Annotated in this window: 21 protein-coding genes; 11 read left to right on the top strand and 10 right to left on the bottom strand. The window is 33.5% G+C overall.

The annotated features are described in order from the left end of the window. Window positions 1–39 precede the first annotated feature (39 nt). From BKM63_RS11855 to BKM63_RS11830, 6 genes are all read left to right on the top strand, one after another. On the top strand, window positions 40–366 hold the full coding sequence (locus BKM63_RS11855; RefSeq protein ID WP_071636796.1) for an ArsR/SmtB family transcription factor: 327 nt from the start codon (window positions 40–42) through the stop codon (window positions 364–366). Next, window positions 356–856 carry an SRPBCC family protein gene (locus BKM63_RS11850; protein ID WP_071636795.1) on the top strand — a complete coding sequence of 167 codons (501 nt, stop codon included), beginning with the start codon at window positions 356–358 and terminating at the stop codon, window positions 854–856. The genes BKM63_RS11855 and BKM63_RS11850 overlap by 11 nt, the downstream gene beginning before the upstream one ends. Before the next feature lie 40 nt (window positions 857–896). Further along, a complete protein-coding gene (locus BKM63_RS11845) occupies window positions 897–1,394 on the top strand; it encodes an SRPBCC family protein (RefSeq protein WP_071636794.1) in 498 nt (165 codons plus the stop codon). Window positions 1,395–1,655: 261 nt separating this feature from the next. Next, window positions 1,656–2,882: an outer membrane beta-barrel protein gene (locus tag BKM63_RS11840; RefSeq protein WP_071636793.1), complete on the top strand. Its 1,227-nt coding sequence runs from the start codon at window positions 1,656–1,658 to the stop codon at window positions 2,880–2,882. A 414-nt stretch (window positions 2,883–3,296) separates the two neighbouring features. Then, the gene (locus tag BKM63_RS11835) at window positions 3,297–4,166 is read left to right on the top strand and encodes an alpha/beta hydrolase (RefSeq protein WP_071637346.1); all 870 of its coding nucleotides are present in this window, start codon (window positions 3,297–3,299) and stop codon (window positions 4,164–4,166) included. A gap of 2 nt (window positions 4,167–4,168) precedes the next feature. Then, complete coding sequence (locus BKM63_RS11830; protein ID WP_071636792.1) at window positions 4,169–4,858, top strand: GNAT family N-acetyltransferase; 690 nt, start codon at window positions 4,169–4,171, stop codon at window positions 4,856–4,858. A gap of 56 nt (window positions 4,859–4,914) precedes the next feature. Here the strand turns inward: BKM63_RS11830 and BKM63_RS11825 are convergent, their stop codons facing one another. The 4 genes from BKM63_RS11825 to nrfH all read right to left on the bottom strand — a co-directional run bounded on the left by BKM63_RS11825 (window position 4,915) and on the right by nrfH (window position 9,258). Continuing rightward, window positions 4,915–5,718, bottom strand: coding sequence for a cytochrome c biogenesis protein (locus tag BKM63_RS11825; RefSeq protein WP_071636791.1), 804 nt, complete (start codon window positions 5,716–5,718; stop codon window positions 4,915–4,917). Between the two features lie 49 nt (window positions 5,719–5,767). Then, window positions 5,768–7,015, bottom strand: coding sequence for a cytochrome c biogenesis protein ResB (locus BKM63_RS11820; protein WP_165608768.1), 1,248 nt, complete (start codon window positions 7,013–7,015; stop codon window positions 5,768–5,770). 107 nt (window positions 7,016–7,122) lie between these two features. Continuing rightward, window positions 7,123–8,589, bottom strand: coding sequence for an ammonia-forming cytochrome c nitrite reductase (gene nrfA / locus BKM63_RS11815; protein WP_207539266.1), 1,467 nt, complete (start codon window positions 8,587–8,589; stop codon window positions 7,123–7,125). 42 nt (window positions 8,590–8,631) lie between these two features. Next, complete coding sequence (nrfH, locus tag BKM63_RS11810) at window positions 8,632–9,258, bottom strand: cytochrome c nitrite reductase small subunit (protein ID WP_071636788.1); 627 nt, start codon at window positions 9,256–9,258, stop codon at window positions 8,632–8,634. Window positions 9,259–9,526: 268 nt separating this feature from the next. Here nrfH and BKM63_RS11805 point away from each other — a divergent pair, with 268 nt between their 5' ends. Both BKM63_RS11805 and abc-f read left to right on the top strand, forming a co-directional pair. Further along, complete coding sequence (locus BKM63_RS11805) at window positions 9,527–9,895, top strand: nuclear transport factor 2 family protein (protein ID WP_071636787.1); 369 nt, start codon at window positions 9,527–9,529, stop codon at window positions 9,893–9,895. A 153-nt stretch (window positions 9,896–10,048) separates the two neighbouring features. Then, window positions 10,049–11,638, top strand: a complete 1,590-nt coding sequence (abc-f, locus tag BKM63_RS11800; protein ID WP_071636786.1) for a ribosomal protection-like ABC-F family protein — start codon at window positions 10,049–10,051, stop codon at window positions 11,636–11,638. Between the two features lie 56 nt (window positions 11,639–11,694). Here abc-f and BKM63_RS11795 read toward each other — a convergent pair whose 3' ends face one another. Then, complete coding sequence (locus tag BKM63_RS11795) at window positions 11,695–13,230, bottom strand: YifB family Mg chelatase-like AAA ATPase (protein ID WP_071636785.1); 1,536 nt, start codon at window positions 13,228–13,230, stop codon at window positions 11,695–11,697. A gap of 76 nt (window positions 13,231–13,306) precedes the next feature. After that, a complete protein-coding gene (locus tag BKM63_RS11790) occupies window positions 13,307–14,281 on the bottom strand; it encodes a Gfo/Idh/MocA family protein (RefSeq protein ID WP_071636784.1) in 975 nt (324 codons plus the stop codon). A 316-nt stretch (window positions 14,282–14,597) separates the two neighbouring features. Here BKM63_RS11790 and BKM63_RS11785 point away from each other — a divergent pair, with 316 nt between their 5' ends. Next, window positions 14,598–15,914 carry an ammonium transporter gene (locus tag BKM63_RS11785; protein ID WP_071636783.1) on the top strand — a complete coding sequence of 439 codons (1,317 nt, stop codon included), beginning with the start codon at window positions 14,598–14,600 and terminating at the stop codon, window positions 15,912–15,914. A gap of 197 nt (window positions 15,915–16,111) precedes the next feature. On the opposite strand, the gene BKM63_RS11780 is transcribed toward BKM63_RS11785, so the two are convergent. The 3 genes from BKM63_RS11780 to BKM63_RS11770 all read right to left on the bottom strand — a co-directional run bounded on the left by BKM63_RS11780 (window position 16,112) and on the right by BKM63_RS11770 (window position 21,038). Then, window positions 16,112–18,202 carry a protein-disulfide reductase DsbD family protein gene (locus tag BKM63_RS11780; protein WP_207539256.1) on the bottom strand — a complete coding sequence of 697 codons (2,091 nt, stop codon included), beginning with the start codon at window positions 18,200–18,202 and terminating at the stop codon, window positions 16,112–16,114. Next, on the bottom strand, window positions 18,202–19,512 hold the full coding sequence (tilS, locus tag BKM63_RS11775; RefSeq protein ID WP_071636782.1) for a tRNA lysidine(34) synthetase TilS: 1,311 nt from the start codon (window positions 19,510–19,512) through the stop codon (window positions 18,202–18,204). The genes BKM63_RS11780 and tilS overlap by 1 nt, the downstream gene beginning before the upstream one ends. A 227-nt stretch (window positions 19,513–19,739) precedes the next feature. Then, window positions 19,740–21,038, bottom strand: coding sequence for an anthranilate synthase component I family protein (locus tag BKM63_RS11770; RefSeq protein ID WP_071636781.1), 1,299 nt, complete (start codon window positions 21,036–21,038; stop codon window positions 19,740–19,742). Between the two features lie 318 nt (window positions 21,039–21,356). On the opposite strand from BKM63_RS11770, the gene BKM63_RS11765 reads away from it, so the two are divergent. Then, a complete protein-coding gene (locus BKM63_RS11765) occupies window positions 21,357–21,731 on the top strand; it encodes a DoxX family membrane protein (protein ID WP_071636780.1) in 375 nt (124 codons plus the stop codon). 57 nt (window positions 21,732–21,788) lie between these two features. Here BKM63_RS11765 and BKM63_RS11760 read toward each other — a convergent pair whose 3' ends face one another. Next, entirely contained in the window at window positions 21,789–22,331 is a 543-nt protein-coding gene (locus tag BKM63_RS11760; protein WP_071636779.1) for a lipocalin family protein, read from the bottom strand. Window positions 22,332–22,487: 156 nt separating this feature from the next. On the opposite strand from BKM63_RS11760, the gene BKM63_RS11755 reads away from it, so the two are divergent. Beyond that, window positions 22,488–23,141, top strand: coding sequence for a hypothetical protein (locus BKM63_RS11755; RefSeq protein ID WP_071636778.1), 654 nt, complete (start codon window positions 22,488–22,490; stop codon window positions 23,139–23,141). The last annotated feature ends 41 nt before the right edge of the window (window positions 23,142–23,182 follow it).

Raw genomic sequence — 23,182 nt, 5'->3', positions numbered from 1 at the left:
TATATTTGCAACTGATTAGTTGCTTAATTTATATTTAAAATGAAACGAGATGTTTTTCAAGCCATTGCCGATCCTACGCGAAGAGCAATTTTAGTTTTGATTTCGGCCAATGCCTTAACTCCAAATGCAATTGCAGAGCAATTCAATACGACCAGACAAGCTGTTTCGAAACATATTAAGATTTTAAATGAATGTGAATTATTAGACGAAAAAAAAGTAGGCAGAGAAATTTACTATAAGCTTAAAATAGAAAAAATGAAAGAAGTTGACCAATGGCTCGAACAATTTAAAAAGATCTGGAAAAGTCGTTTTAGTCAGCTTGATCAAGTATTAATGAATCTAAAATCTAAAGAAAATGAAATCTGACTTATTAATGAATTTTGCTGTAAACAAAGAAAAAAATACCGTAAACATAAAACGTGAATTTGATGCTTCGCTTGCAAACGTATGGTCTGCATGGACAGAACCTGAAATTCTGGACCAATGGTGGGCACCAGCTCCCTTTAAATCCGAAACCAAAATTATGGAATTTAAAGAAGGCGGACGAAGACTTTATGCGATGGTTAGCCCGAAAGGTGAAAAAGGCTGGAGTTTTTTTGAATATACTTCGATTTCTCCAAAAACAAACTTTAAACATACTTCTACATTTTGTGATGCCGAAGGAAACGCAAATTCAGTTTTTGGAAGTTCACATTGGGATATAACTTTTTCTGAACAAGGAGACTTAACCGTTGTGGATATTACCATTAAACGAGACAGCCTGGAAGAATTAGAAAAAATAATTGAAATGGGATTCAAGGAAGGAATTACAGCTGCTATGCAGAGTTTGGATAAAATCTTTGAAGCAAAAAAATAAAATAATTTGAATAAAGTAATAAACTTAAAATCTAAAGAATATGAAATCAAATCTTTTAATGAATTTTACTGTAGACAAAGAAAATAGCACCGTAAATGTAAAACGCGAATTCGATGCATCGTTAGCAAACGTTTGGTCTGCATGGACAGAAGCTGAAATTTTAGATCAATGGTGGGCGCCGGCACCCTGGAAAGCCAGAACAAAAAGCATGGAGTTTAAAGAAGGCGGACGAAGATTGTATGCGATGGTTGGTCCGCAAGGCGAAGAGCATTGGGCAATTGCTGATTTTACTTCGATTAGCCCGAAAACTAATTTTAAATACCTGGATGCCTTTAGCGACAGCGAAGGAAATCTAAATCCTGATTTTCCACGTTCAGATTGGGATGTGAATTTTACTGAACAAGGAGAAACCACTATTGTAGATATTGCGATTAAACATGATAAATTATCTGATTTAGAGAAAATTATTGAAATGGGCTTCAAAGAAGGTTTTACGATTGCAATGGAAGGTCTCGACAAGATTTTTGCAACCAAATAAGAAAGATTAAATATTTAAAAAATGCGCATTGTCTTAGGCAAATGCGCATTTTTTTTATTCTGTAAAATTAAAATAACATTTTACGGTTTCCCGTAATACATTAAAGTTCGCAACTACTATATTTGCCGTTCAAAAAATAAATAATTTAAGAACTTCTTTATAATAAATGCATACTTTTTCATTGAATTTCATTAAAAAGAATATTGCTTTCTTAACTACTTATCTAAACTAAAAACCAATAATAATTATCTACTAATTTCAATGAGAAAACAATTTTTATTTCTTGCATTAGCACTAATCGTAAGTGTTAACTCTTTTTCGCAGATCATTTTTGAGAATGGCTATTTCATTAATGAAAACAATCAAAAAATAAACTGTCTAATCGAAAATATGGATTGGAAAAATACTCCAGTCAATTTTCGTTACAAATTAGACGAAAGCGGAGAAATTAAAACTGCCGACATTAAAAATGCAAAAGAATTTGCGATTAACGGGCAGTTTAAGTTTATCTCTTCTCTTGTAAAAATAGACCGTTCAACTAAAAGAATTGAGTTTATGACAAAAGACAAGAATCCTGTTTTTAATACCGAAAAACTCTTTTTGCAGGTTCTGATGGAAGGCAAAGCTTCTTTATACATGTACAATGATGGAACAGTGAGGAGATTTTTTTATAAAACTGATAATTCTGAAATAAAACAACTAGTTTACAAAACCTATCTGGCTGATGATGATCATACTGCCAAAAACAATCAATTTAGAGAACAATTATTTGTTGATTTAAAATGCGATGGTATTTTAATGAATGAATATGAAAAATTGACTTACACTAAAAAAGATTTAGAAAGATTTTTTACAAAGTACAATAAATGCAGTGATTCGAACTTTGTAGATCTTGAAGTAAAAGAGAAAAAAGATTTATTTAATTTAACCCTTAGACCAAGGTATAATATTAGTTCATTGTCTCTTGAGAATTCAGCTTTTCAGGGATTAGACTTTGATCTTGACAAAAAATCAAGTATAAGTTTAGGAATTGAAGCTGAATTTATTTTGCCATTCAATAAAGACAGATGGTCGGTTATAGTAGAACCTACTTATCAATCTTATAAAGGAGAGCAAACGATACAAACTTCTCAGGTTGTGGGAGGAACTCTAACAGCAAAAGTAGATTACAGCTCAATTGAACTTCCTGTAGGTGTGAGACGCTATTTCTTTGTTAACGATGCTTTTAAAATTTTTGCTAATGCTTCAATGATTGTAGATTTCAGTACAAATTCCTCAGTTACTGTAACAAGAAAAGATGGTTCTCCATTAAATGAATTAGAGATTAAATCCGGCCTTAATTTTGGTTTTGGAGTCGGTTGTAAATTTAAAGATAAAATCAGTTTAGAAGTAAGATATCAAACTGCAAGAGGTCTTCTGGCTGACAATCCTGCCTGGAGTTCGTCTTATCAAACAACTGCTCTTATTTTAGGTTATTCATTTTTCTAAAGAGTAAAACATACAATTATAAAGTAATCCCGTTTCAGACCGAAGCGGGATTTTTTATTACCTCGCACTCAACTACAAATCAATTAGTTATATCTTTAATTCACATTTTAGGTAATTTGAATCTCAAGAGTATCTTTAAAAAACGACACGATTGCAATGCATCCAGCAGGATTAAATGGCTTTAGAAGTTTGTTTTGGAAAGATTTAGATCAAAATATTACTTTAATAGTTTCATAAATCAAGGAGAAGCTTTTCCTGTTTATGATTTTTTGAATGACGTAAAAAAAGTTTTTCTTAATCAGTAATGAAAACAATAATGTTTCATTAGAATTTAAATTTGTAATTTCACCATATAGAAAAATACTTTTCAAGCTCAACATCCACAAGCTTATGTGGATTATTAAATACAATATAATGAATCGATTTTTTACGCTTACCTTCTTTCTTTTTATTTCAACATTTATTTTCAGTCAGAATAACAAATCAAAATCAAACGAAACCAGTAAGCCTTTTGTACTAGGGATTATTGAAGAAATACAATCTAAGGAATTAGACGAAAAAAGAATTTTAAATATTTATCTGCCTGACGGCTATAATCCAAAAGATGATGCAAAATATCCTGTAATTTATCTTTTGGATGGCTCTGCCGATGAAGACTTTATTCATATCACAGGATTGGTTCAGTTTAACAGTTTTGAATGGATAAATCAGGTTCCTAAATCTATTGTTGTGGGTATCGCGACTGTAGACAGAAGACGTGATTTTACTTTTCCTACTACCGTTGAAAAGGATAAAACAAGATTTCCAACAACAGGACATTCAGATAAATTCATCGCTTTTATTGAAAAAGAATTACAGCCTTTTATTAATAAGAAATACAAAACAAATGAATCTAAAACGATCATTGGTCAATCGTTAGGCGGATTATTAGAAACCGAAATCTTGTTTAAAAAACCATCTCTTTTTAATAAATATGTAATTGTAAGTCCAAGTTTATGGTGGGATAATGGTTCTTTATTAAATATGGATTCTGAAATCTTCCAGGAAAACTATAAACAACAAACCGAAATCTATGTTGCAGTTGGTAAAGAAGGCCTTACACCCACAGAAATTCCGAGAGTTATGGAAGTTGATGCTAATTTATTGGCAGAAAAAATAAAAACTTCAAGAAGCAAAAACATCAAGGTCTATTTTGACTATTTCCCGGAAGAAAACCATGGAACGATTTTGCATCCGGCAGTTTCAAATTCTTTCCGATTTTTTTACCCTCAAATTAAAGAATAAAAATGAGCGACGATACAATAGAAAATAAATTAGACAATCCTGTTTGGAATTCATTGTTAGAAAGTCACAAAAAATTTGCTTTAGATTACAATGGAACCAAATTTTATAATCCGGATTATTGTCCGTTTGGAGGATTTATAAAACTTGAAGATACTTTAGAAGCAGCAAATGAATACGCTTCATTATGTGAAATTTTTTTTATTGTCGGAGAAAAACCAAAACTCTCTGATAATTTAAAAATTGTAAAAGAATTGGTCTGCCTTCAAATGTTAATTCATGAAAAAGTTCAATTATCTTCTGGCAATGAAATTATCAAACTGCATGAAGACCATAAAGAGGAATTATTAAATTTGGTCAATCTGGTTCAACCCGGATATTTTAAAGCCAAGACATTTTTATTAGGCAATTATTACGGAATTTTTCAAGATGGAAAATTAGCGGCAATTGCTGGAGAACGAATGAAAATGAACAACTTTACCGAAGTAAGCGCTATCATAACTCATCCTGATCATACCGGAAAAGGTTATGCTAAACAATTAACCTCACATGTTGTAAATAACATTTTTGATGAGGGTAAGATTCCATTTTTACATGTTGTTGAAAGTAATATTGGCGCCATAAAACTCTATGAAAAACTCGGTTTTGTTACAAGAAGAAAGATGAGCTTCTGGAATATTTCTAAAAATCTTTAGAATTAATTAATAAAAAAGAGCAGAAATTATGATTTGAATTTCTGCTCTTTATTTTTTTAGGTATTGGAATAAGTATGCACACTCTGCGCTGCTGATGGCATATAGTTGACCCCAAACCAGCAGAGCAATAATACAATAAATGCCAGCGATAGAGATATTAAAACTGGTTTTACACTATTTGGATAACGATAACGTATATGAATATAAATCAAATACCCCAGCCAAGTCAGCATTGCCCAGGTTTCTTTTGGATCCCAGGTCCAGTAGTGTCCCCATGCTTCCTTTGCCCAAAGCGCTCCAAATAATAGACCTAAGGAAAGGAAACCAAATCCTAAATAGACTAAATTATCAGCTAATTGCAGTATAGTATCTTTATAATTACCTCTATAATATTCAAACAAACCATAGCAGGCAGCAATCGATGAAGCCGCTAACAAGGCATAAGAAAAGATGTAAACTAAAACATGCGGTACAAACCATACGCTTTGTAAAGCAGGCATCAAGGCTTTATTATAAGTATCCGGGTTATAGTAATTAATAAGTAAAAACAGTACTCCCATTGCTAAGCTGTAATTCAACAGCCATTTATATTTCCATCTTAAATAAGTAATTATCCCAATTACAGGCAGGAAAAGTGCATACCAGAGCCTTGTTTCACCTAGTGTACGCATTGGCGGACGGCCTAAATTCTGCCATAAATTAAATGTAAATACGGCCATAGACAATGCTCCCAGCATTGCAAAAAACAAAATTAGGGATGGTTTATGACGAGTACTTTTGAGTACTTGAAAAAGCAAACAGAACAACCAGCAAATAATTGCTGCTCCTGCGTAATTAGAAAAATAGATCCAGTAATTCATTATAATCTTTATTTATATATCAACATCAATCCTCAGAATAGTGTCAGGGCTAAACTACAGCCCTTCTTCCTTTAAATATTAAATAGACAGCACCAATTATCATCATGAAAATCCCTGAGTAAACAATTGGAAGCCAAGGATCGCGAACCAGTTCTATTACACTTAATTTAGACCACTTCCCATATTTTTCATCATAGCTTAACTGGTAAACTTTCCATCCGTCAACTTTATAAGGTTTATTGACTTCTATAACTGTTTTATCATTTTTGCCATCTTTTACATATACATTTACGTGCGAGCTGTATTTTTTTGCTTCGGGTTGTAACATTACAATGGCTTCTTTATCATTTAGCTGTAAATAAGAATACGACGTAGCGAAACTTCCGCAGCTAATCCAGGCTGTTGTGTCAATTGTTGCAGATTTCACTTCTATCAAAGCTGATGGCGCTGCTCCATCTTCATTTACATGAAAATATCCGTTTCCTGTAAATTTGCTGTTTTCGATGTAATCAATAATTTTAATTGTATGTCCTTTATAATCATAATGATCTCCTTTTTCAATCATCCTGAGGGCATTTATTCCTTTGGTTTCAATACTGTTATTCTTAATATCGGCAAAGGCAAGTTTTGGGGCAAAAGTTTCCATATCAAAACTTTTGAGTTCAAAAGCAATTGACATTAGCAGCATTACTCCTTTTTCATTTTCTGCTCCCCAGACTAATTGGTTTTCGTACAGCTTCATAGTGTACCGCTGTAAATCTCCGCTTCCCAGAATACCAGCTGTCATTGCAATAAAAAGTCCCAGATGATTTAATATAAAGCCCCAGTTCTTCCATTGCCAAGGTGTCATCCTGTTAAGAGTTGCGAGACCCAATGTAGTAAGAAAATACAATTGTGCTATAATAAAAGGCCAGCTGGTTAATACAAACGAAAAACCAAATAAATCAGGTTTTACTCCTTCTACAAAATTTTGCTGCGGAAGTGTTCCCATAATAACCGCTTGTATTAAAACTAATGTAATTGCGCTGACAGATGCCGGCACTGAGCGTAACCATTTTACCCACGGATGTGTTCTACTTGTAAAATGCAGTAAAAGCAGCATTATAATAAATAACACACCAATAATATAATTGACAGGAGAACTTACCGCCTTTATACTACTCCTGGTTGTTATTTGCAATAAGTAACCCGTTAAAAGCAGTCCTGCACTAATTATAAATGATTCTTTATAATCCCATGGGTATTGCCAGAGTTTCTTTTTAGAAGTTTTTTGATCTTCAACATTCATTATTCTCATGCTATTTTGAATTTGAAACATTATAACCGAAAAGGGTTTCATAATGTTTATCAAACATTTACGAACCCTTTTCAAGTATAATTGTTATTGTTTAGCTATAACTGCAATTATTTTTTCTTTGCTTTTTCGAGCCACTGTGGTAAAACTGTTTTTTTGAATTCAGCTTTATTAGCTCTCTCTTTACTCATATCAAGACCAATAAATTGTTGTGCTTTGGCTTTGGTCGAAATATCTGGATATTGAATTGGCCCTTTTTGTCCAAGAGAAACCAATACTTTACCTAATTCTATTCTTGCTTCTGCAGCTTTATTTAAACCATTTGTAATTACTCTGGCTGTTTCAAGCGGAGCATGGAAAGATCCTCCGTGAGATGCTGCAGTAAAATCCCAACGCCATTGAGACTGACGGATTAATTGCAGAATATTTTTCATTTGAGCTTCTGTCGCTCCTTTATCCCAAGCTAATTTTGCCTCTAAATGCGCTTTAACCAATTGATCTTCTAGTTCAATACGTATTTGATGAATTTTATCCTGACGCTCGTTTACATTTGCAACCAATGTTTTTTCTTCTTCACGATGACAAACCTGACATGAATTTGCTACGTTATTAAGTGGAGATTGGATTTTATGATCTGTAAATTTTTGACCTCCTTCACTTTTGTACGGCATATGACAATCAGCACATGAAACCCCTCTTTGTCCGTGAATACCCATTTGATGAATCTCATAATCAGGGTGCTGTGCTTTAAGAATTGGAGTTTTACTTAAGGCATGAGTAAAATCTGAGAATTCTATTCCGTCATAATATTTTTCCATGTCTTCCACTGCCATTCCATTTTTCCAAGGGAATTTTACTTTTGCAGCACCTTCTACAGATTTTTTATCAAAATAGTACTCTACGTGACATTGGGCACATACTAACGAACGCATTTCGTTATGTGTCGCCTTAGTAATATCTTTTCCTTGTTCTTTAAAAGCTTCTATCAAAGCCGGACGTGTAATTTTCAGGTTCATGGTTTTAGAATCATGACAATCTGCACACCCAATTGGGTTTACAATCTCTGGTCCTAAAGCAGCCCATGTTTGTTTGTAAAACTCATCGATACCTAATTTATCCATCATACGAGGAACGTCTGGTGATTTACAAACCCAGCAGCTTGAAGGCTGAGGGCCGTCCTGAGGTCCTTTCGGCGCTCCTGTTCTCAACGTATTGTAGATATCTTCGATAGCATAAAAGTGCCCTCTTCCCTGATTATAATCTTTAGAGAAAGCATATCCTGCCCAAAGCACAACCATACGAGGATCTTCGTGAAGCATATCTCTCATTTTACCTCCGCCGTATTTACTAGAAAAAGTAGTATCTGCAGTTTCATAATAAGTTTGAAATTCACGAGGATAATTAGCTCCCCAAACTTCATTTTTCGATTCAAACTGGCCAACAGGAGCCAATACTTTATTCACAAATAAGGCTTCCGTACGTCGTTCCATTACACTGTTAACAAGTAAACCAAGCATAAACACAACCAACATTGTAAGACCAAACATGACCCAACCCAACCATGGTTTGTTTTTTATAATTTCTTTTAGTGGTGCCATAATTATTTTGTATTTAATTCTTTATTTATTTTTGTTTTGATTTCTTTCATTCTTTTTTACAGTTCCAATGCTATCTGTTTGTTTTTGAAGCCATTCAGGAATAGGTGATTCAAGCAACGGAACCCTTGCATTAGGTACAGATGACAAGCTGTTAACTTTACCATGAGGAACTTCTCTGTGGCAGTCCCAGCATAATTTTCCTTCTCCATGCTGTTTATTTTCGAGTGTTACTCCTAGTGTACTCACATTTGCATTAAGATTACCGTGACAACGCTGGCAGTTTTTTTGAACAACATCTGTCCCTGCTTCTTTAATATGAATTACCTGCGGTTCTGCACGCCATGTAAATACTGTTGCATGATAGATTCCATCTTTTGCTTTAAAAAAGTATTTGTCAAAAGCATTTGTATGGGGTACATGACAGTCATTACAGTTTGTGACACGGGCATGCGAACTGTGTTGCCAAGTCGCATAAAAAGGAGTCATAACGTGACAGTTTACACATGTTTTAGGGTCATCTGACAGATATGACACAGCATTAGAAACGTATAATAAGTAAGCAAATAATCCCATTCCTATTCCAACTGCCACAATCACAAAAGGGATCCATTTTCGAGGTGGCAATAAATAATTTAGAATCTTCATCATGATATTTTTCCTTAATATTTCAAAACAAAAATATAAAGTCAATTCCTACATTAATATGATAATTATCAGATAACCAAAATTTTTGTTAAAAAAAATAACAACCTAGATTCTATAAGCCACAGAGCATTTTTATTTAAGCCAGTAAAAACATTTTAAACATTAAATAGTGTAGGAATAAAGGACCTTAGAATTATAAAATTTATTACATTTATATTTACTTCAGATCAGAAGGCAAGCCGCATTATTAATTGATTTAAATATTCTATCTATGTCCCCAAATAAACAAACTGTAAACGAATACATGGCTGCTTTTATGGTAAGCGATCACAAAAGAATCCTGAACTGCCTTACTGACGATGTAATTTGGGAAATGCCGGGAATTTATCAGCATAACGGAAAAGAAGCATTTGATAAAGAAATAGAAAATGAAAATTTTGTTGGCAGCCCTGCTATTCAAATTGTAAAATTAGTTGAAGAAAACAATGTGGTTATTGCTGAAGGCGCTGTGCAGGGAAATATGAAAAACGGAAATAAGCTAGATGCTGTTTTTTGTGATGTTTTTGAAATGGAAAATGGAAAAATAAAAAAGCTTACCTCCTATTTAATGTCTAAAAATGCCAATTTAAAATTTGAATAATTTGATATTTAAATCTTAAAAAATATTTTTTATATCTTTGCAATACTAAACAAACCGCACAATCTCTATGTGAATAAAAATTTCTTTCGGACAATTTTAAGGTAAGCTGTAAAAATGGCTTGCTCATTTGTTTATTCCTTAAAGAAAGAAATTATGGTTATTTTACAGAATATCTCATACTTGCATTCAAACAAAGATGTATTGTTTGATAAAATTACTTTTACAGTTAATCATCAGGAAAAAATTGCTTTAATAGGCAATAATGGCGTTGGAAAGTCAACATTATTGAAAATTATTACAGGGCAATTAAAGCCTGCAGACGGCTTATTAAAAACCGATTCTACGCCTTTTTACCTGCCGCAGATTTTTGGTCAGTTTAATCATCTTACCATTGCCCAGGCTTTGCAGGTTGACGATAAACTGAATGCTCTTCAGGAAATTCTTAACGGAAATGTTTCTGAAGAAAACCTCAATACACTAAACGATGACTGGACCATTGAAGAGCGTTGTAATGAAGCTCTCCAATATTGGCAGCTGCAGGATTTAAGCTTAAATCAGAAATTAGAAACCCTGAGCGGAGGACAAAAAACAAAAGTTTTTTTGGCTGGAATTTCAATTCATCAACCTGAACTTATTTTGCTTGATGAACCCAGCAATCATTTGGATATTGAAGCAAGAGAACTCTTGTACAATTTTATAAAAAACACTTCCTCGACTTTGATTATAGTGAGTCATGACCGAAAATTATTGAATTTACTAAATTCTGTTGCCGAATTATCAAAACACGGAATTACGGTTCATGGCGGCAATTATGATTTTTATGCCGAACAAAAGCAAATCGAAAATAATGCTTTGAGTCACGATATTCAAAGTAAAGAAAAAGCGTTGCGTAAAGCGAAAGAAAAAGAACGTGAAACGCTCGAACGTCAAAACAAACTGGATTCTCGCGGGGAAAAAAAACAGAAAAAAGCAGGAGTTTCCAGAATTATGATGAATACTTTACGAAACAGTGCCGAAAATAGTACAGCCAAAACAAAAGGTGTTCATGCCGAAAAAATTGGAGGAATTTCAAATGAACTGCAAAAATTACGTTCTTCTGTTCCAGACATTGATCAGATGAAATTCGGTTTTGATAAAACAGATTTACACAAGGGCAAAATTCTTTTTACAGCGACAGAAATCAACCATAGTTTTGAAGATCATCTACTATGGAAAAATCCTCTTAACTTTCAAATTAGAAGCGGAGACAGAATTGCTTTAAAAGGTTTAAACGGTTCTGGAAAAACGACTTTAATTAAAATAATCATGGGAAAATTAATCCCGAAGACAGGAACTATTTTTAAAGCCGAATCAAAAATCATTTACATTGATCAGGACTATTCTCTAATCGAAAATGAAATTTCGGTTTATGAACAGGCTCAAAAATTTAATACTTCCGGTTTACAGGAACATGATATAAAAATGAAACTGAACAAGTTTTTGTTTTCACAAAATGACTGGAACAAACCCTGTTTCGCTTTAAGCGGAGGCGAAAAAATGCGTTTGATGCTTTGCTGTTTAACTATTAATACTCAAGCTCCGGATATTATTATTCTAGATGAACCAACAAACAATCTGGACATTCAGAATATTGAAATATTAACAGTGGCTATTAATGAATACCAGGGAACTCTGATTGTTGTTTCACATGATGTTCATTTTTTAGAAGAGATAAAAGTTGAAGATTTTATTGAATTAAGTTAAAGCTTGTCTTTTTAGGAACTTTGTCAAAGTTTGAAACTTTGACAAAGTTTTCTCCTTTAGCCTAGCCATCCTTCACGATCCAGACTTCGATATTGAATCGCTTCGGCAATATGGTGTGAAACTACAGTTGGTGCGCCATCTAAATCAGCTATGGTTCTGGCTACTTTCAAAATTCTGTCATATGCTCTTGCCGAAAGATTTAATCGTTCCATAGCATTTTTCAGGAGTTCTTTTGACTCTTCGTCAAGAATACAAAACTCACGGATGAGTTTGCTGCTCATTTGGGCGTTGTAATGAATGTTTTCTATATCTACAAAACGTTTAGTCTGAATTTCGCGTGCGGCCGTAACACGTTTGCGAATTTCGACACTGCTTTCGGCTTTGCGATCATCTGCAAGTTTATCAAACGGAACCGGCGTAACTTCAATATGAATATCAATTCGGTCTAAAAGCGGTCCCGAAATTTTACTCATATATCGCTGCATTTCATGTGGAGAGGAAGTATTGGGCATACTTGGATCGTTAAAAAAACCACTCGGACTTGGATTCATACTCGCCACCAGCATAAACGACGAGGGATAAGTTACGGTAAATTTAGCACGTGAAATAGTTACTTCACGATCTTCTAACGGCTGACGCATTACTTCTAAAACATCACGTTTAAATTCGGGCAGTTCATCCAAAAACAAAACACCATTATGCGCCATCGAAATTTCTCCTGGCTGCGGATAACTTCCGCCGCCAACCAAAGCCACATTGGAAATAGTATGATGGGGACTTCTAAACGGCCGTTGGTTCATCAAACCAACTTCTTTCAATTTTCCGGCGACACTATGAATTTTAGTAGTTTCGAGTGCTTCGCGTAAAGTCATTGGAGGCAAAATACTCGGAACACGTTTCGCAAGCATTGTTTTTCCCGCACCCGGCGGGCCAATTAAAATAATGTTATGACCTCCCGCGGCTGCAATTTCCATACAGCGCTTTATACTTTCTTGTCCGCGAACATCAGAAAAATCAAATTCTGGAAAATCTAGGGTTTTATAAAATTCAGCGCGAGTGTCGATAACAGTTGGCTGTAATGTTCCCTTTCCGGCAAAAAAATCAATGATTTCCTGCAGATTAGAAACCCCGTAAACTTCTAAATCAGATACAATTGCAGCTTCTTTTACATTTTGAATAGGCAGGAAAAAACCTTTATAACCTTCTTCTTTTGCTTTTATAGCGATAGGTAATGCACCGCGAATGGGCTGCAAACTTCCGTCAAGAGAAAGTTCTCCCATAATAATGTATTGCTCAATTTCCGGCGCTTTTATCTGATCTGACCCTACTAAAATTCCCATTGCCAGAGGTAAATCATAAGCAGAACCCTCTTTCCTGAGGTCGGCCGGCGCCATATTTATTGTGATTTTTTTTCCCGGCAGACTTAATCCGTTATTTTTAAGAGCTGCTGCAATTCTGTAACTGCTTTCTTTTATTGCATTATCCGGAAGTCCAACTAAATGATAACCAATTCCCTTATCCATGTGCACTTCGATCGTAATCGTTGTGGCTTCTACTCCAAAAACGGCACTTCCGTAAACTTTTACTAGCATAATATTCCATTCATTAATTGGTTTTAAAACTAATGAAAAAATATTAAATGTAAATATTTTATTACAAATAATTATTTTAAAATGAAAGCCCAGTCTGCATTTTAACTTCCTCCACAATCTTACTCAAATCCAAACTATTTTGATGCGTCCAAAGTTTGCTCTCTATTTGATTGCCACGAATAGCATTTTGACATTCGATTATTTCGTGTGCATAGCCTTTTCCTAAAATCGGCAACGTGATAATCGCTTCTTTATCTTCATTTATCAAAATGGAATATCCATCAGCCATAAACCAAGGAGAATTCAGTTCGATTCTTCCTTTTGTACCTCCAATAACTGCCTTCATATCTGATTCTGAAACTATTGAAGCATGCAAAACAGACTGCGCTTTTCCATATTGCAAAATCATCGAAGTCTGCAGGTCGATTCCATTTTTATGAAATATAGATTTTGATACAATTTCTTTTGGAAACCCAAGTATTATATAAGAAAGAAACAATGGATAAACCCCAATATCAAAAAGAGCACCGCCGCCACGATTTTTGTCAAAAAGACGGCTTCCTCCTGTTTCATTCCCTATAAATGCAAAATCAGCCTTTATATAATTTACTTCGCCGATGATTCCGTTTTCAACATTTGATAAAATATCTTTCACAGCCGGAATAAAACGTGTCCAAAAAGCTTCCATGAAAAATTTATTATATTTTCGAGAAGTTTCAATCATTCGTTCCGCATCTTTATAGGAAAGCGCAACTGGCTTTTCGCACAAAACATGTTTACCTTTTTCTAATGCCCTTATAGACAGTTCTGCATGTGAATCATGTGGCGTTGCTATATATACAATATCTACTTCTCTATCGTCAAAAAGAGATTCATACGAATTATAGGCTTTAACGGCATTATACTTTTTAGCAAATTCATTTGCTTTACTATTATCTCTTGAAGCAACGGCAGTTAATACTGCATCTTCAAGCAATAATAAATCGGAGGCAAACTGATTTGCAATATTTCCCAGACCAATTATTCCCCATCTTATTTTTTGATTTTCCATCCTTATATTTTAATTATAAAAATTGTTAAAAACATTCAATAAACTTCATCAATAAACACAATTAGATGTTTTTAAACAACAAAGAGCAAGTTTAGCTTAAAAAAATGTATTAAAAAAATAAGAAAAATATTCAATTTACAAACCTACCGAAAAAAAATGCTGCCAAAATGCAAATTTTAAGTCTGTTTTAACAAATACATTCAAAATTGAGGGGGTTAAATTTAAAAATTAACAAAAATTAAACAATAGACTCTATTTTATTAGGGGGTATTGAATGATTTTATACTTTTATCAAAAATTTTAAAACTAAATAACTATGCGAAAAATTATTTTAAGTGTGATTCTTATCACTATTTTGGTACTAACCTTTATATCAAATTTTATCATTGCCGATAACCCAATTCCGGCAGAAGCTGTAAAATTTGATACAGGAGATACAGCTTGGATGATCGTCGCCACTGCTTTTGTATTGTTAATGACGCCAGGATTAGGATTTTTCTACGGAGGAATGGTAGGTAAGAAAAACGTAATCAGTACTATGCTTCAAAGTTTTATGGCAATGGTAATTGTTACAATTTTATGGGTTGTTGTTGCTTTCGGATTGGCTTTTGGTCCTACAATTGGAGGAATCATCGGAAATCCATCTACAAACTTATTCTTTGAAGGAGTGGGAACCAACACTGCCTGGAGCCTTGCACCAACGATTCCGTTTATGTTATTCGCGTTATTTCAGGCCAAATTTGCTATCATTACTCCTGCATTAATTACAGGTGCTTTTGCAGAACGTGTACGTTTCTGGGCTTATTTGTTATTCATGGTTTTATTTATATTATTGATATATGCTCCGTTAGCTCACATGACATGGCATCCTGATGGAGTTTTCTTTAAAATGGGAGTTCTTGATTTCGCAGGTGGAACTGTAGTTCACATGAGCGCTGGATGGGCTGCATTAGCAGGAGCAATGTTCTTAGGAAAAAGAAAAGTTCAAAAAGTTAACCCTGCAAGAATTACTTATGTATTATTAGGTACAGGTTTACTATGGTTTGGATGGTTTGGTTTCAATGCTGGATCTGCATTAGGAGCAAACGGTTTAGCTGTACAAGCTTTAGGAACAACTACTGTTGCTGCCGCTGCCGCTGCAATGGCCTGGGTTTTCCTTGACAAAATTTTAGGTCACAAATTATCTGCACTTGGTGCTTGTATCGGAGCTGTTGTAGGTCTTGTTGCTATTACACCTGCTGCTGGTTTCGTAAGTATTTCTCATGCAATCTTTATTGGTTTATTTGCTGCAATTGTAAGTAACTTGGTGGTAAGCAAATTCCCTAAAGGAAAAATTGATGATGCTTTGGATGTATTTGCTTGTCACGGTGTTGGTGGTATGGTAGGTATGCTGTTAACTGGAGTTTTCGCTTCAAAAGCTATTAATCCGGCTGTTGGTGATAATCAAGGTTTGATTTTTGGAACTCCAACTTTGTTCATTAACCAATTAACTGCTCTGGTTGTGGTATCTATTTTTGCTTTTGTAGCTTCTTATGTTTTATTCTTTATTGTAAATAAAATTACTCCTCTAAGAGTTACTGAAGAAAAAGAAGAACTAGGTTTGGATATCTCTCAACACGGAGAATTCTTATAAGAAATAATTCCCTTTTTCCCTTAATAAAAAAAGCACTCTGAGTTAAAAACTTAGAGTGCTTTTTGCTTGAATTAATCTTCCTTTAATATTTTAGATTATAGAATATAGATTGTAGATTGTAGATTGTATACTAATTAACAAACTATTCTATATTCTATATTCTATATTCTATATTCTATTTTCTTTCTTCCTGAATTCTATTTAAAATTTGAAATTCCTTCTTTCAACCATTTTAAATATTCATCTGCGCTTACATAACTGATAGTTGGTTTAGAAGTATTCATATTATTACCTTGTAAATCTGTAATTACATACAAAGGCTGAGTATTGGTTTTATATTTTGAGATCATAAAATCGGTCCATTTATCACCAACAGTGATGATTTTATCTCCTGAAGCCGTTACAAATTGTTCTTCTTTTGGTAATTCGCGTTTATCGTCTACATAAAGAGAAATTAAAACCACATCATTTTTAAGGATTGGTAAAATCGTTGGTTCGGACCAAACATTGTTTTCCATTTTTCTACAGTTTACGCACGCATAACCTGTAAAATCAAGCATAATTGGTTTGTTGATTTCTTTTGCGTAAGCCAGTCCGTCTTCGTAATCATGGAAGACCATAATACCGTGCGGACCTAACTCGGCTCCTTCCGGAAGTCCTTTTATTGACTCTGAAGAACCAGTCGCATTGCCTGAACCTCCTACTCCAAACGGGCTTTCGCTATATTGAGGTGGAGGCGGAAAAGCACTGATTAATTTTAATGGTGCTCCCCAAAGTCCTGGAATTAAATACATGGTAAATACTAAAGTAAGTAACCCTAAATACAATCTTCCAACAGAGATATGCTGCATCGGACTGTCATGAGGTAAGGTTATTTTTCCGAATAAATATAAAGTCAAGGCTGCAAAAATTGCAATCCAGATTGCGATGAAAACTTCTCTTTCTAAGAAATGCAATTGTAAAACTAAATCGGCATTTGATAAAAATTTAAACGCTAATGCCAATTCTAAAAACCCTAAAACAACTTTTACAGTATTTAACCAGCCGCCAGATTTTGGCAGTGAATTCAACCAGCCCGGGAACATGGCAAATAACATAAATGGAAGCGCTAGTGCAGATGAAAAACCAAGCATTCCAACGACAGGGGCAATACCTCCATTTGAAGCCGCTTCAACTAGTAAAGTTCCAACAATTGGTCCTGTACAAGAAAACGATACAATGGCAAGAGCCAAAGCCATGAATAAAATTCCGATTAACCCTCCTTTATCTGCTTGCTGATCGGCTTTGTTTGCCCATGAATTAGGAAGCATAATTTCGAAAGCTCCCAAAAATGAAGTTGCAAAAATGATTAAGATTACAAAGAAAATCAGGTTAAACCAAACATCTGTAGACAACGCATTTAAGGCATCGGCACCAAAAATTTTAGTAACAATTAAACCTAAAATAACATAAATAGCAATGATAGAAAATCCGTAAATAATGGCATTTCTAATTCCTTTTGCCCTGCTTTTACTCTGCTTTGTAAAGAAACTTACGGTCATTGGGATCATAGGGAAAACGCAAGGCGTTAACAAAGCCGCAAATCCTGATAAAAACGCAATAAAAAAGATAGACCATAAACTTCTTGATGGAGCTGGTGCCGGAATTTCTTCTTTCGCAGCTGCTTCAGTTTCTGTTTTTACATTATCTTCTTTAGTAACTTCTGCTGTTTTCTTAACTGTATCAACCGCTAAACCAGCCGTTTTTGTCTCATCCAGTTTGGCTTCGGTTACAACCGGAACTTCATCTATTTTAAAAGTTGAAGGAACTGCAATCGAGAATTTTTTACTAGAATTGATGCAAACTTCTTTACAAACCTGAAAATCAAAATCTACATCGACCGTTTTTAAATTTGGATTAATGATTTTTATTTCCTGTTCAATATGTGCTTTTCCTTCAAAGAAAGTTTCGTTTACTCCAAAAACATCATTAAAAGCTGTTCTGGTTTTTCCTTCTTTGGCCTTTCCAATTAACTCGTAATTCCCTTTCTGATTTTTAAAAGAAATCTCTAATGCCAGCGGTCCGCCTTCTGGTGTGAACTGCGAATACATATGCCAGTCTTTTTCAATCGTTCCATCAAAAATTAATACAGCATTATTTCCTTTTTTCTCAATTTTGGAAGTCCATTTTACCGGCTCCAAAATTTGAGCATTACTTGCCAAAGCAAAAAAGAAAAACAGAAAAAAGACATTGATTTTATTCCAGATACTTCCAGAGAGTATCGTGTTGTGGTTTTGATTAAAGTTCATTATTGCAATTCTATTTTAAGTATTTTATTTGTGGTATTTTCTATTTTAAAACGTTCGTCCTGCCTGATTCCAACAACCCATACTATCTGGTTATCAGACCATAAAATCCAGGTTTTTTCCTTTTCTATCAATGATAATTTTTCATCTTTAAAAAGCTTACTCACTTTTTTAGACTTTCCATTCATTCCAAAAGGCTGAAAAACATCTCCTTCGTTCCATTTACGTAAAACTAAAGGAAACCGGATTTTTTCGGCATCCACAAATATAGCTCTATTTGAATCTATAGTTATGTGACCTACGTTACAAAGTGTCATTTTTAAGGGAAAATTAACTACTGTATCGTTTTCATTAATTTGAAATTCTTCTTTTTCTGATATTTCTGAAAACGGGCTCAAAATTAAAGTTTCTCTATTTTTCAATAATCGAAATTCTTCCGAAAGTACTTGTTTTCCTGACTGCCCTTCTACTAAATCGTAAATATCGTTCCAGGCCGAAAAACCAAATTCGTTCAGCCATTGATACAAATACGACTTATAATTGGGTAGTTTTTTAAGCTGATTTAAATCAAAATGAATATCATCTCCGGCTTCTTTTGCGACCTGCTGATAAATCATAATCGAAGCATCTTCGACCATTTCTTTTGATTCCTGCAAATAAGACTGCGTTTTTTGAAATGCACTCAGAAAATTTGGATTTATTTCTTTTAAAATCGGAACTAAATCGTGGCGGATTTTATTTCGAAGATATTTGTTTGAAGCATTACTACTGTCTTCTCTCCATTGAATAGTATTTTCTTCGGCATATTTTAAAATTTCCTCTCTTGAAAATGGCAGAAGCGGCCGGATAATTTTATCGTTTTCTTCCGGAATCCCTGTTAAACCATCTAATCCGGTTCCGCGGGTGAGGTTGATGATAAAGGTTTCCAAATTATCATCGGCATGATGCGCCGTAGCAATATAATCGAAGTTTTTTTCTTCTAAGAATTCATAAAACCAGCTGTAACGAAGTTCTCTCGCTGCAACTTGTGTTGATAATTTGTAGTCTTTTGCAAAGGCTTCGGTATCAAATTGTGTTACAAAAGCAGGAATTTCATTTTGATCACAATAGTCCTGAATAAAATTCTGATCTCCAAAACTTTCTAATCCCCTAAGCTGAAAATTACAATGCAAAACCGCAATTTCATAAGGCAGTTGCTGCATCAAATGCAATAAAACCATACTGTCTAAACCACCGCTGACAGCCAGAAAAAGTTTTTTCCCGGCTAAAAAAGGGAATCTGGAAACGATATGATTTTGAAATTTTGAAAACATTTGATAAATGTAAAAAATTAAATTTGATCTATTTTTAAATGAAATGTTAAGCGCTTATTTTTTCTGCCACGAATTATAGAAATTTCCACAAATTGATTTGCTAAACTCTAAAAAATACAGCCACAGATTAGAGGATTAAAAATGATTATAAAATCTGTGTAAATCTTCTTAATCTGAGACAAAAAAAATAATTAGTGCAAATTAGTGCAATTCACAACAACCTAACTTTACTGTAAAACTTCGTGCATTGCCTTCGCTTTCAACAGACATTCTTCATATTCTTTTTCAGGATCGGATAATGAGGTTATGGCACTTCCAACAGAAAAAGAAACGTATTTTTTATCCTGATTGTATAATATACTGCGAATTACAACATTAAAATCAAAGTCGCCTTCGGGCGTAAAATATCCTACCGCTCCACTGTAAAGTCCGCGTTTGGTTTCTTCCAGATTTTCAATGATTTTCATAACCGAAATCTTGGGTGCACCCGTCATACTTCCCATTGGGAAAGTTGTTTTTAAAACATCCACAGCAGTATATTGACTATCTAATTTTGATGTAATGGTCGAAATCATTTGATGAACCTGCAGAAAAGAATAGATTTTGCAAAGTTCTTCAACTTCAACTGATCCTTTTTTTGCGGTATGCGACAAATCATTTCGAACCAAATCGGTAATCATGATATTCTCAGCACGTTCTTTTGCATCAGATTCCAGATATTCTTTTGATTTATGATCTTCAATTGGGTCTAAAAAACGTTTTGAGGTTCCTTTTATTGGCTGTGAAATAATTTTATCCCCCACTTTTTTCAGGTAACGTTCCGGAGAAGCCGATAATAAATATTGTTTATAATTTTTAAAGAAAACCGAAAACGGAGCCTGCGAAATCTCGTTCAGTTTCTGAAACTTTTCTAAAGGATTAATTGCGGTATTTTCGGCAAAAAATTCCATACAAAAATTAGCCTCATACATATCTCCTTTATGAATATGCTCAAGCATTTTAGTTACTTTTTCAACATACAATTCTTTTGAAATACGCTGCTGTACCTCTCCGGAAACCTCGGGATTGCTGAGCGTAACAAATGGTTCGGAATTACTTTTTTCAATCTCTTCAAAATCAGTTTCAACCTCATCATCACAAAAAAGCAAGTAATGAATTTCAAGCAGATTCCCTTTTAATATCAGTATTTTTTTGGGCTGGAAGAAAAACAAATCCGGAAAGTCCAATCCATCAAAATTATTTGATTTTAAAGCCTCGACATCATTTTTTAAATCGTATGACAAATAACCAAACAACCAGTCTTTTGTAGTCTGCTGATATTGTTTTAAATCTTCAAAAGCATTTTGAAAATCGGTTTTTAAGGACGTAAAAGCATCAACCGCCAGTAAACAGTCAAAACTTGAATATTCCTGCGGATAAGAATTACTGTCTAAAAAAACGATTTCACGAAATTGCTGTGCCCAGTTTAAGAGCTGTTGTTTAAACTGCTCTGGATTTGAAACAGGCTTGGTAATAGAAACTCTCAAAAATGAATGGATTTTTAAATTTCAAAATTACAATAAAAAATTCCGTTGGTAGGATAATCAAGAAAAATTATCAATTAAGCCTAAATTATAAAACTAAAAATAATTAAGCAAAACTGTTAATATATCAGTAATTTTATAAGAAAAAATTCGTTATATTTGATATAGCATTTAAACTAATCCCAAAATAGAATATTATTGATTGTTAAATTCTCAATAAAATGATGCTTAAAATAGGTTTTTATTTTATTTGAAGAATATTGATTTTGCATTTTCAGCACACTAATTATATCATTTTAACCTATTCAAATTTTAAGTATTATGAAAATTGCTACTATTATTGTCCGCGTTTTGATCGGCCTATTACTGCTGTTTGCTTCGATTTCCTTCTTTTTTAAACTTGCGCCGGAACCAGAAACAACAGGTAATTTTAAGGCATTTAATATGGGTTTAGTTGCTTCAACTTATTTACTGCCTCTTGCAAAAACGGTTGAATTGCTTTGTGGTCTTTCATTTGTTTCGGGTAAATTCGTTACCCTGGCAAATATTCTGATTTTACCAATTACGATCAATATTTTGTTTATCAATTATTTTCTGGCACCAGAAGGGCTTCCAATTGCCGGATTGCTTTTTCTGGGAAATTTGTTCTTGATTTACAGATATTGGGATAATTATAGAACTGTCTTTACGCCTTGATCTTTATCGTATAAAACAACAAAACCCGACATTAAAATGCCGGGTTTTTTATTTTATTTAATTTGATTTATCGTGTTTTACCCAAACCAAATCTGATATGTTGTATCCAATTTCCTGTGCTTTGATTAAAAAATCTGCTTTAATGCTTTCCGGCATTGTCGTTTCTCTCGAAAGTATCCACATATATTTTAAGCTTTCGCCTGCTACTAGTGCGTACTTATAATCCGGATCTACAGCAATAACGTTGTATCCTGAATAAAAAGGACCAAAAAATGAAACCTTAAGCATACCAACATTGTCCTTTTTGACTAGCTTGGCTTTCCCGATGCTCTCCTCCCATTTGTCTTTTTTGACATTATAGCCCTTATTATCGACTTTTATGGTACCGTTTTCATTCAAAGAATATTCGGCACTAACGTTATCTAAATCTTTTTCCCATTTATAATCTAATCTGGCGATTTCATACCATTTTCCCAAATACTTTGCTTTGTCAAAATTAGTGACTGCAACAGCTTTTTTAGGAATGGTTGAACCACAAGAATAAAGAACGAATGCAATTCCTGCTCCTAACAAAATTGGAGCTATATACTTATTTTTCATGATGTAATCTTTTTATTATCATAAAGATAGCATCAGAATAGCACATCTAATTTACAAAATTTTTCTTTGATTTTATATTTTTATAGCAAAGAATAAAATCACAATCTATAAATAGTTTTAAGAAACAATTATATTTGGCTAAAACTTTGTCTCTAAATGAAAAAATATCTTTTTATAATTCTTTTGCTTTGTGTCAATTTTTCTAAATCACAATCAATTAAATCTGTAGATTCTTTAAATATTGAAATTTGTAAATCATTAGTTCAAAATAAAAATCTTGACAATGAAATAAGAATAAATACAATGGAAAAATCTCATATATTTCCATACTTATCAAAATTTAATGACACAATAATTCAAAAAAAAATATTTACTCAGATTTATTATCGATTAGTAAAAAATTGTGATGAATTTAAAACTCTTTTTCCAGCCAAACCATTTTCAAATGGTTATTACGAACAAGATAAAGAACCAATAATCAACATATCTACAGAACAATGTAATCATTTTGATAAAATTTCAAAATACTATTATATTGAAGGCGACGGTAAAAAAGTAGAAGTAACTCTCAATGATAATTTATGGATTGAAAAATTTGAAGACGATACTTATTCAAAATTGTATTACAGAAAAAAAAGTAATTGTCAATTTGAATTAGAATTTATTGAAAGTAATAACCTTTCTAGAGGAAACTTAAGTGTTAAAGGTGAAAAATATCTTTATAAGATATTCAATAAAGAGAATGAAACATATAGTGTCTATTTAAAAAATAAAGAAACTTATTATATTTTTAAGGTAATAAAGCAATAAAAAAACCCGTCAGAAATAATTCCTGACGGGTCTAAAAATAT

The organism is Flavobacterium johnsoniae, from assembly GCF_001879205.1.
Taxonomy (GTDB): Bacteria; Bacteroidota; Bacteroidia; order Flavobacteriales; family Flavobacteriaceae; genus Flavobacterium; species Flavobacterium johnsoniae_A.
Note: the sequence above shows the minus strand (reverse complement) of the source record. Positions and strands in the feature narration are given on the sequence as shown.

Bases quoted from the DNA above. Each gene is read 5' to 3' on its own strand.
- BKM63_RS11780 (WP_207539256.1), bottom strand. From the start codon at position 18,202: ATGAACTTTAATCAAAACCACAACACGATACTCTCTGGAAGTATCTGG.
- BKM63_RS11845 (WP_071636794.1), top strand. From the start codon at position 897: ATGAAATCAAATCTTTTAATGAATTTTACTGTAGACAAAGAAAATAGC.
- BKM63_RS11820 (WP_165608768.1), bottom strand. From the start codon at position 7,015: ATGAGAATAATGAATGTTGAAGATCAAAAAACTTCTAAAAAGAAACTC.
- BKM63_RS11850 (WP_071636795.1), top strand. From the start codon at position 356: ATGAAATCTGACTTATTAATGAATTTTGCTGTAAACAAAGAAAAAAAT.
- BKM63_RS11830 (WP_071636792.1), top strand. From the start codon at position 4,169: ATGAGCGACGATACAATAGAAAATAAATTAGACAATCCTGTTTGGAAT.
- BKM63_RS11805 (WP_071636787.1), top strand. From the start codon at position 9,527: ATGTCCCCAAATAAACAAACTGTAAACGAATACATGGCTGCTTTTATG.
- nrfH (WP_071636788.1), bottom strand. From the start codon at position 9,258: ATGATGAAGATTCTAAATTATTTATTGCCACCTCGAAAATGGATCCCT.
- tilS (WP_071636782.1), bottom strand. From the start codon at position 19,512: ATGTTTTCAAAATTTCAAAATCATATCGTTTCCAGATTCCCTTTTTTA.
- BKM63_RS11825 (WP_071636791.1), bottom strand. From the start codon at position 5,718: ATGAATTACTGGATCTATTTTTCTAATTACGCAGGAGCAGCAATTATT.
- BKM63_RS11785 (WP_071636783.1), top strand. From the start codon at position 14,598: ATGCGAAAAATTATTTTAAGTGTGATTCTTATCACTATTTTGGTACTA.
- BKM63_RS11855 (WP_071636796.1), top strand. From the start codon at position 40: ATGAAACGAGATGTTTTTCAAGCCATTGCCGATCCTACGCGAAGAGCA.
- BKM63_RS11760 (WP_071636779.1), bottom strand. From the start codon at position 22,331: ATGAAAAATAAGTATATAGCTCCAATTTTGTTAGGAGCAGGAATTGCA.
- BKM63_RS11755 (WP_071636778.1), top strand. From the start codon at position 22,488: ATGAAAAAATATCTTTTTATAATTCTTTTGCTTTGTGTCAATTTTTCT.
- BKM63_RS11835 (WP_071637346.1), top strand. From the start codon at position 3,297: ATGAATCGATTTTTTACGCTTACCTTCTTTCTTTTTATTTCAACATTT.
- BKM63_RS11790 (WP_071636784.1), bottom strand. From the start codon at position 14,281: ATGGAAAATCAAAAAATAAGATGGGGAATAATTGGTCTGGGAAATATT.
- BKM63_RS11840 (WP_071636793.1), top strand. From the start codon at position 1,656: ATGAGAAAACAATTTTTATTTCTTGCATTAGCACTAATCGTAAGTGTT.
- BKM63_RS11795 (WP_071636785.1), bottom strand. From the start codon at position 13,230: ATGCTAGTAAAAGTTTACGGAAGTGCCGTTTTTGGAGTAGAAGCCACA.
- BKM63_RS11765 (WP_071636780.1), top strand. From the start codon at position 21,357: ATGAAAATTGCTACTATTATTGTCCGCGTTTTGATCGGCCTATTACTG.
- abc-f (WP_071636786.1), top strand. From the start codon at position 10,049: ATGGTTATTTTACAGAATATCTCATACTTGCATTCAAACAAAGATGTA.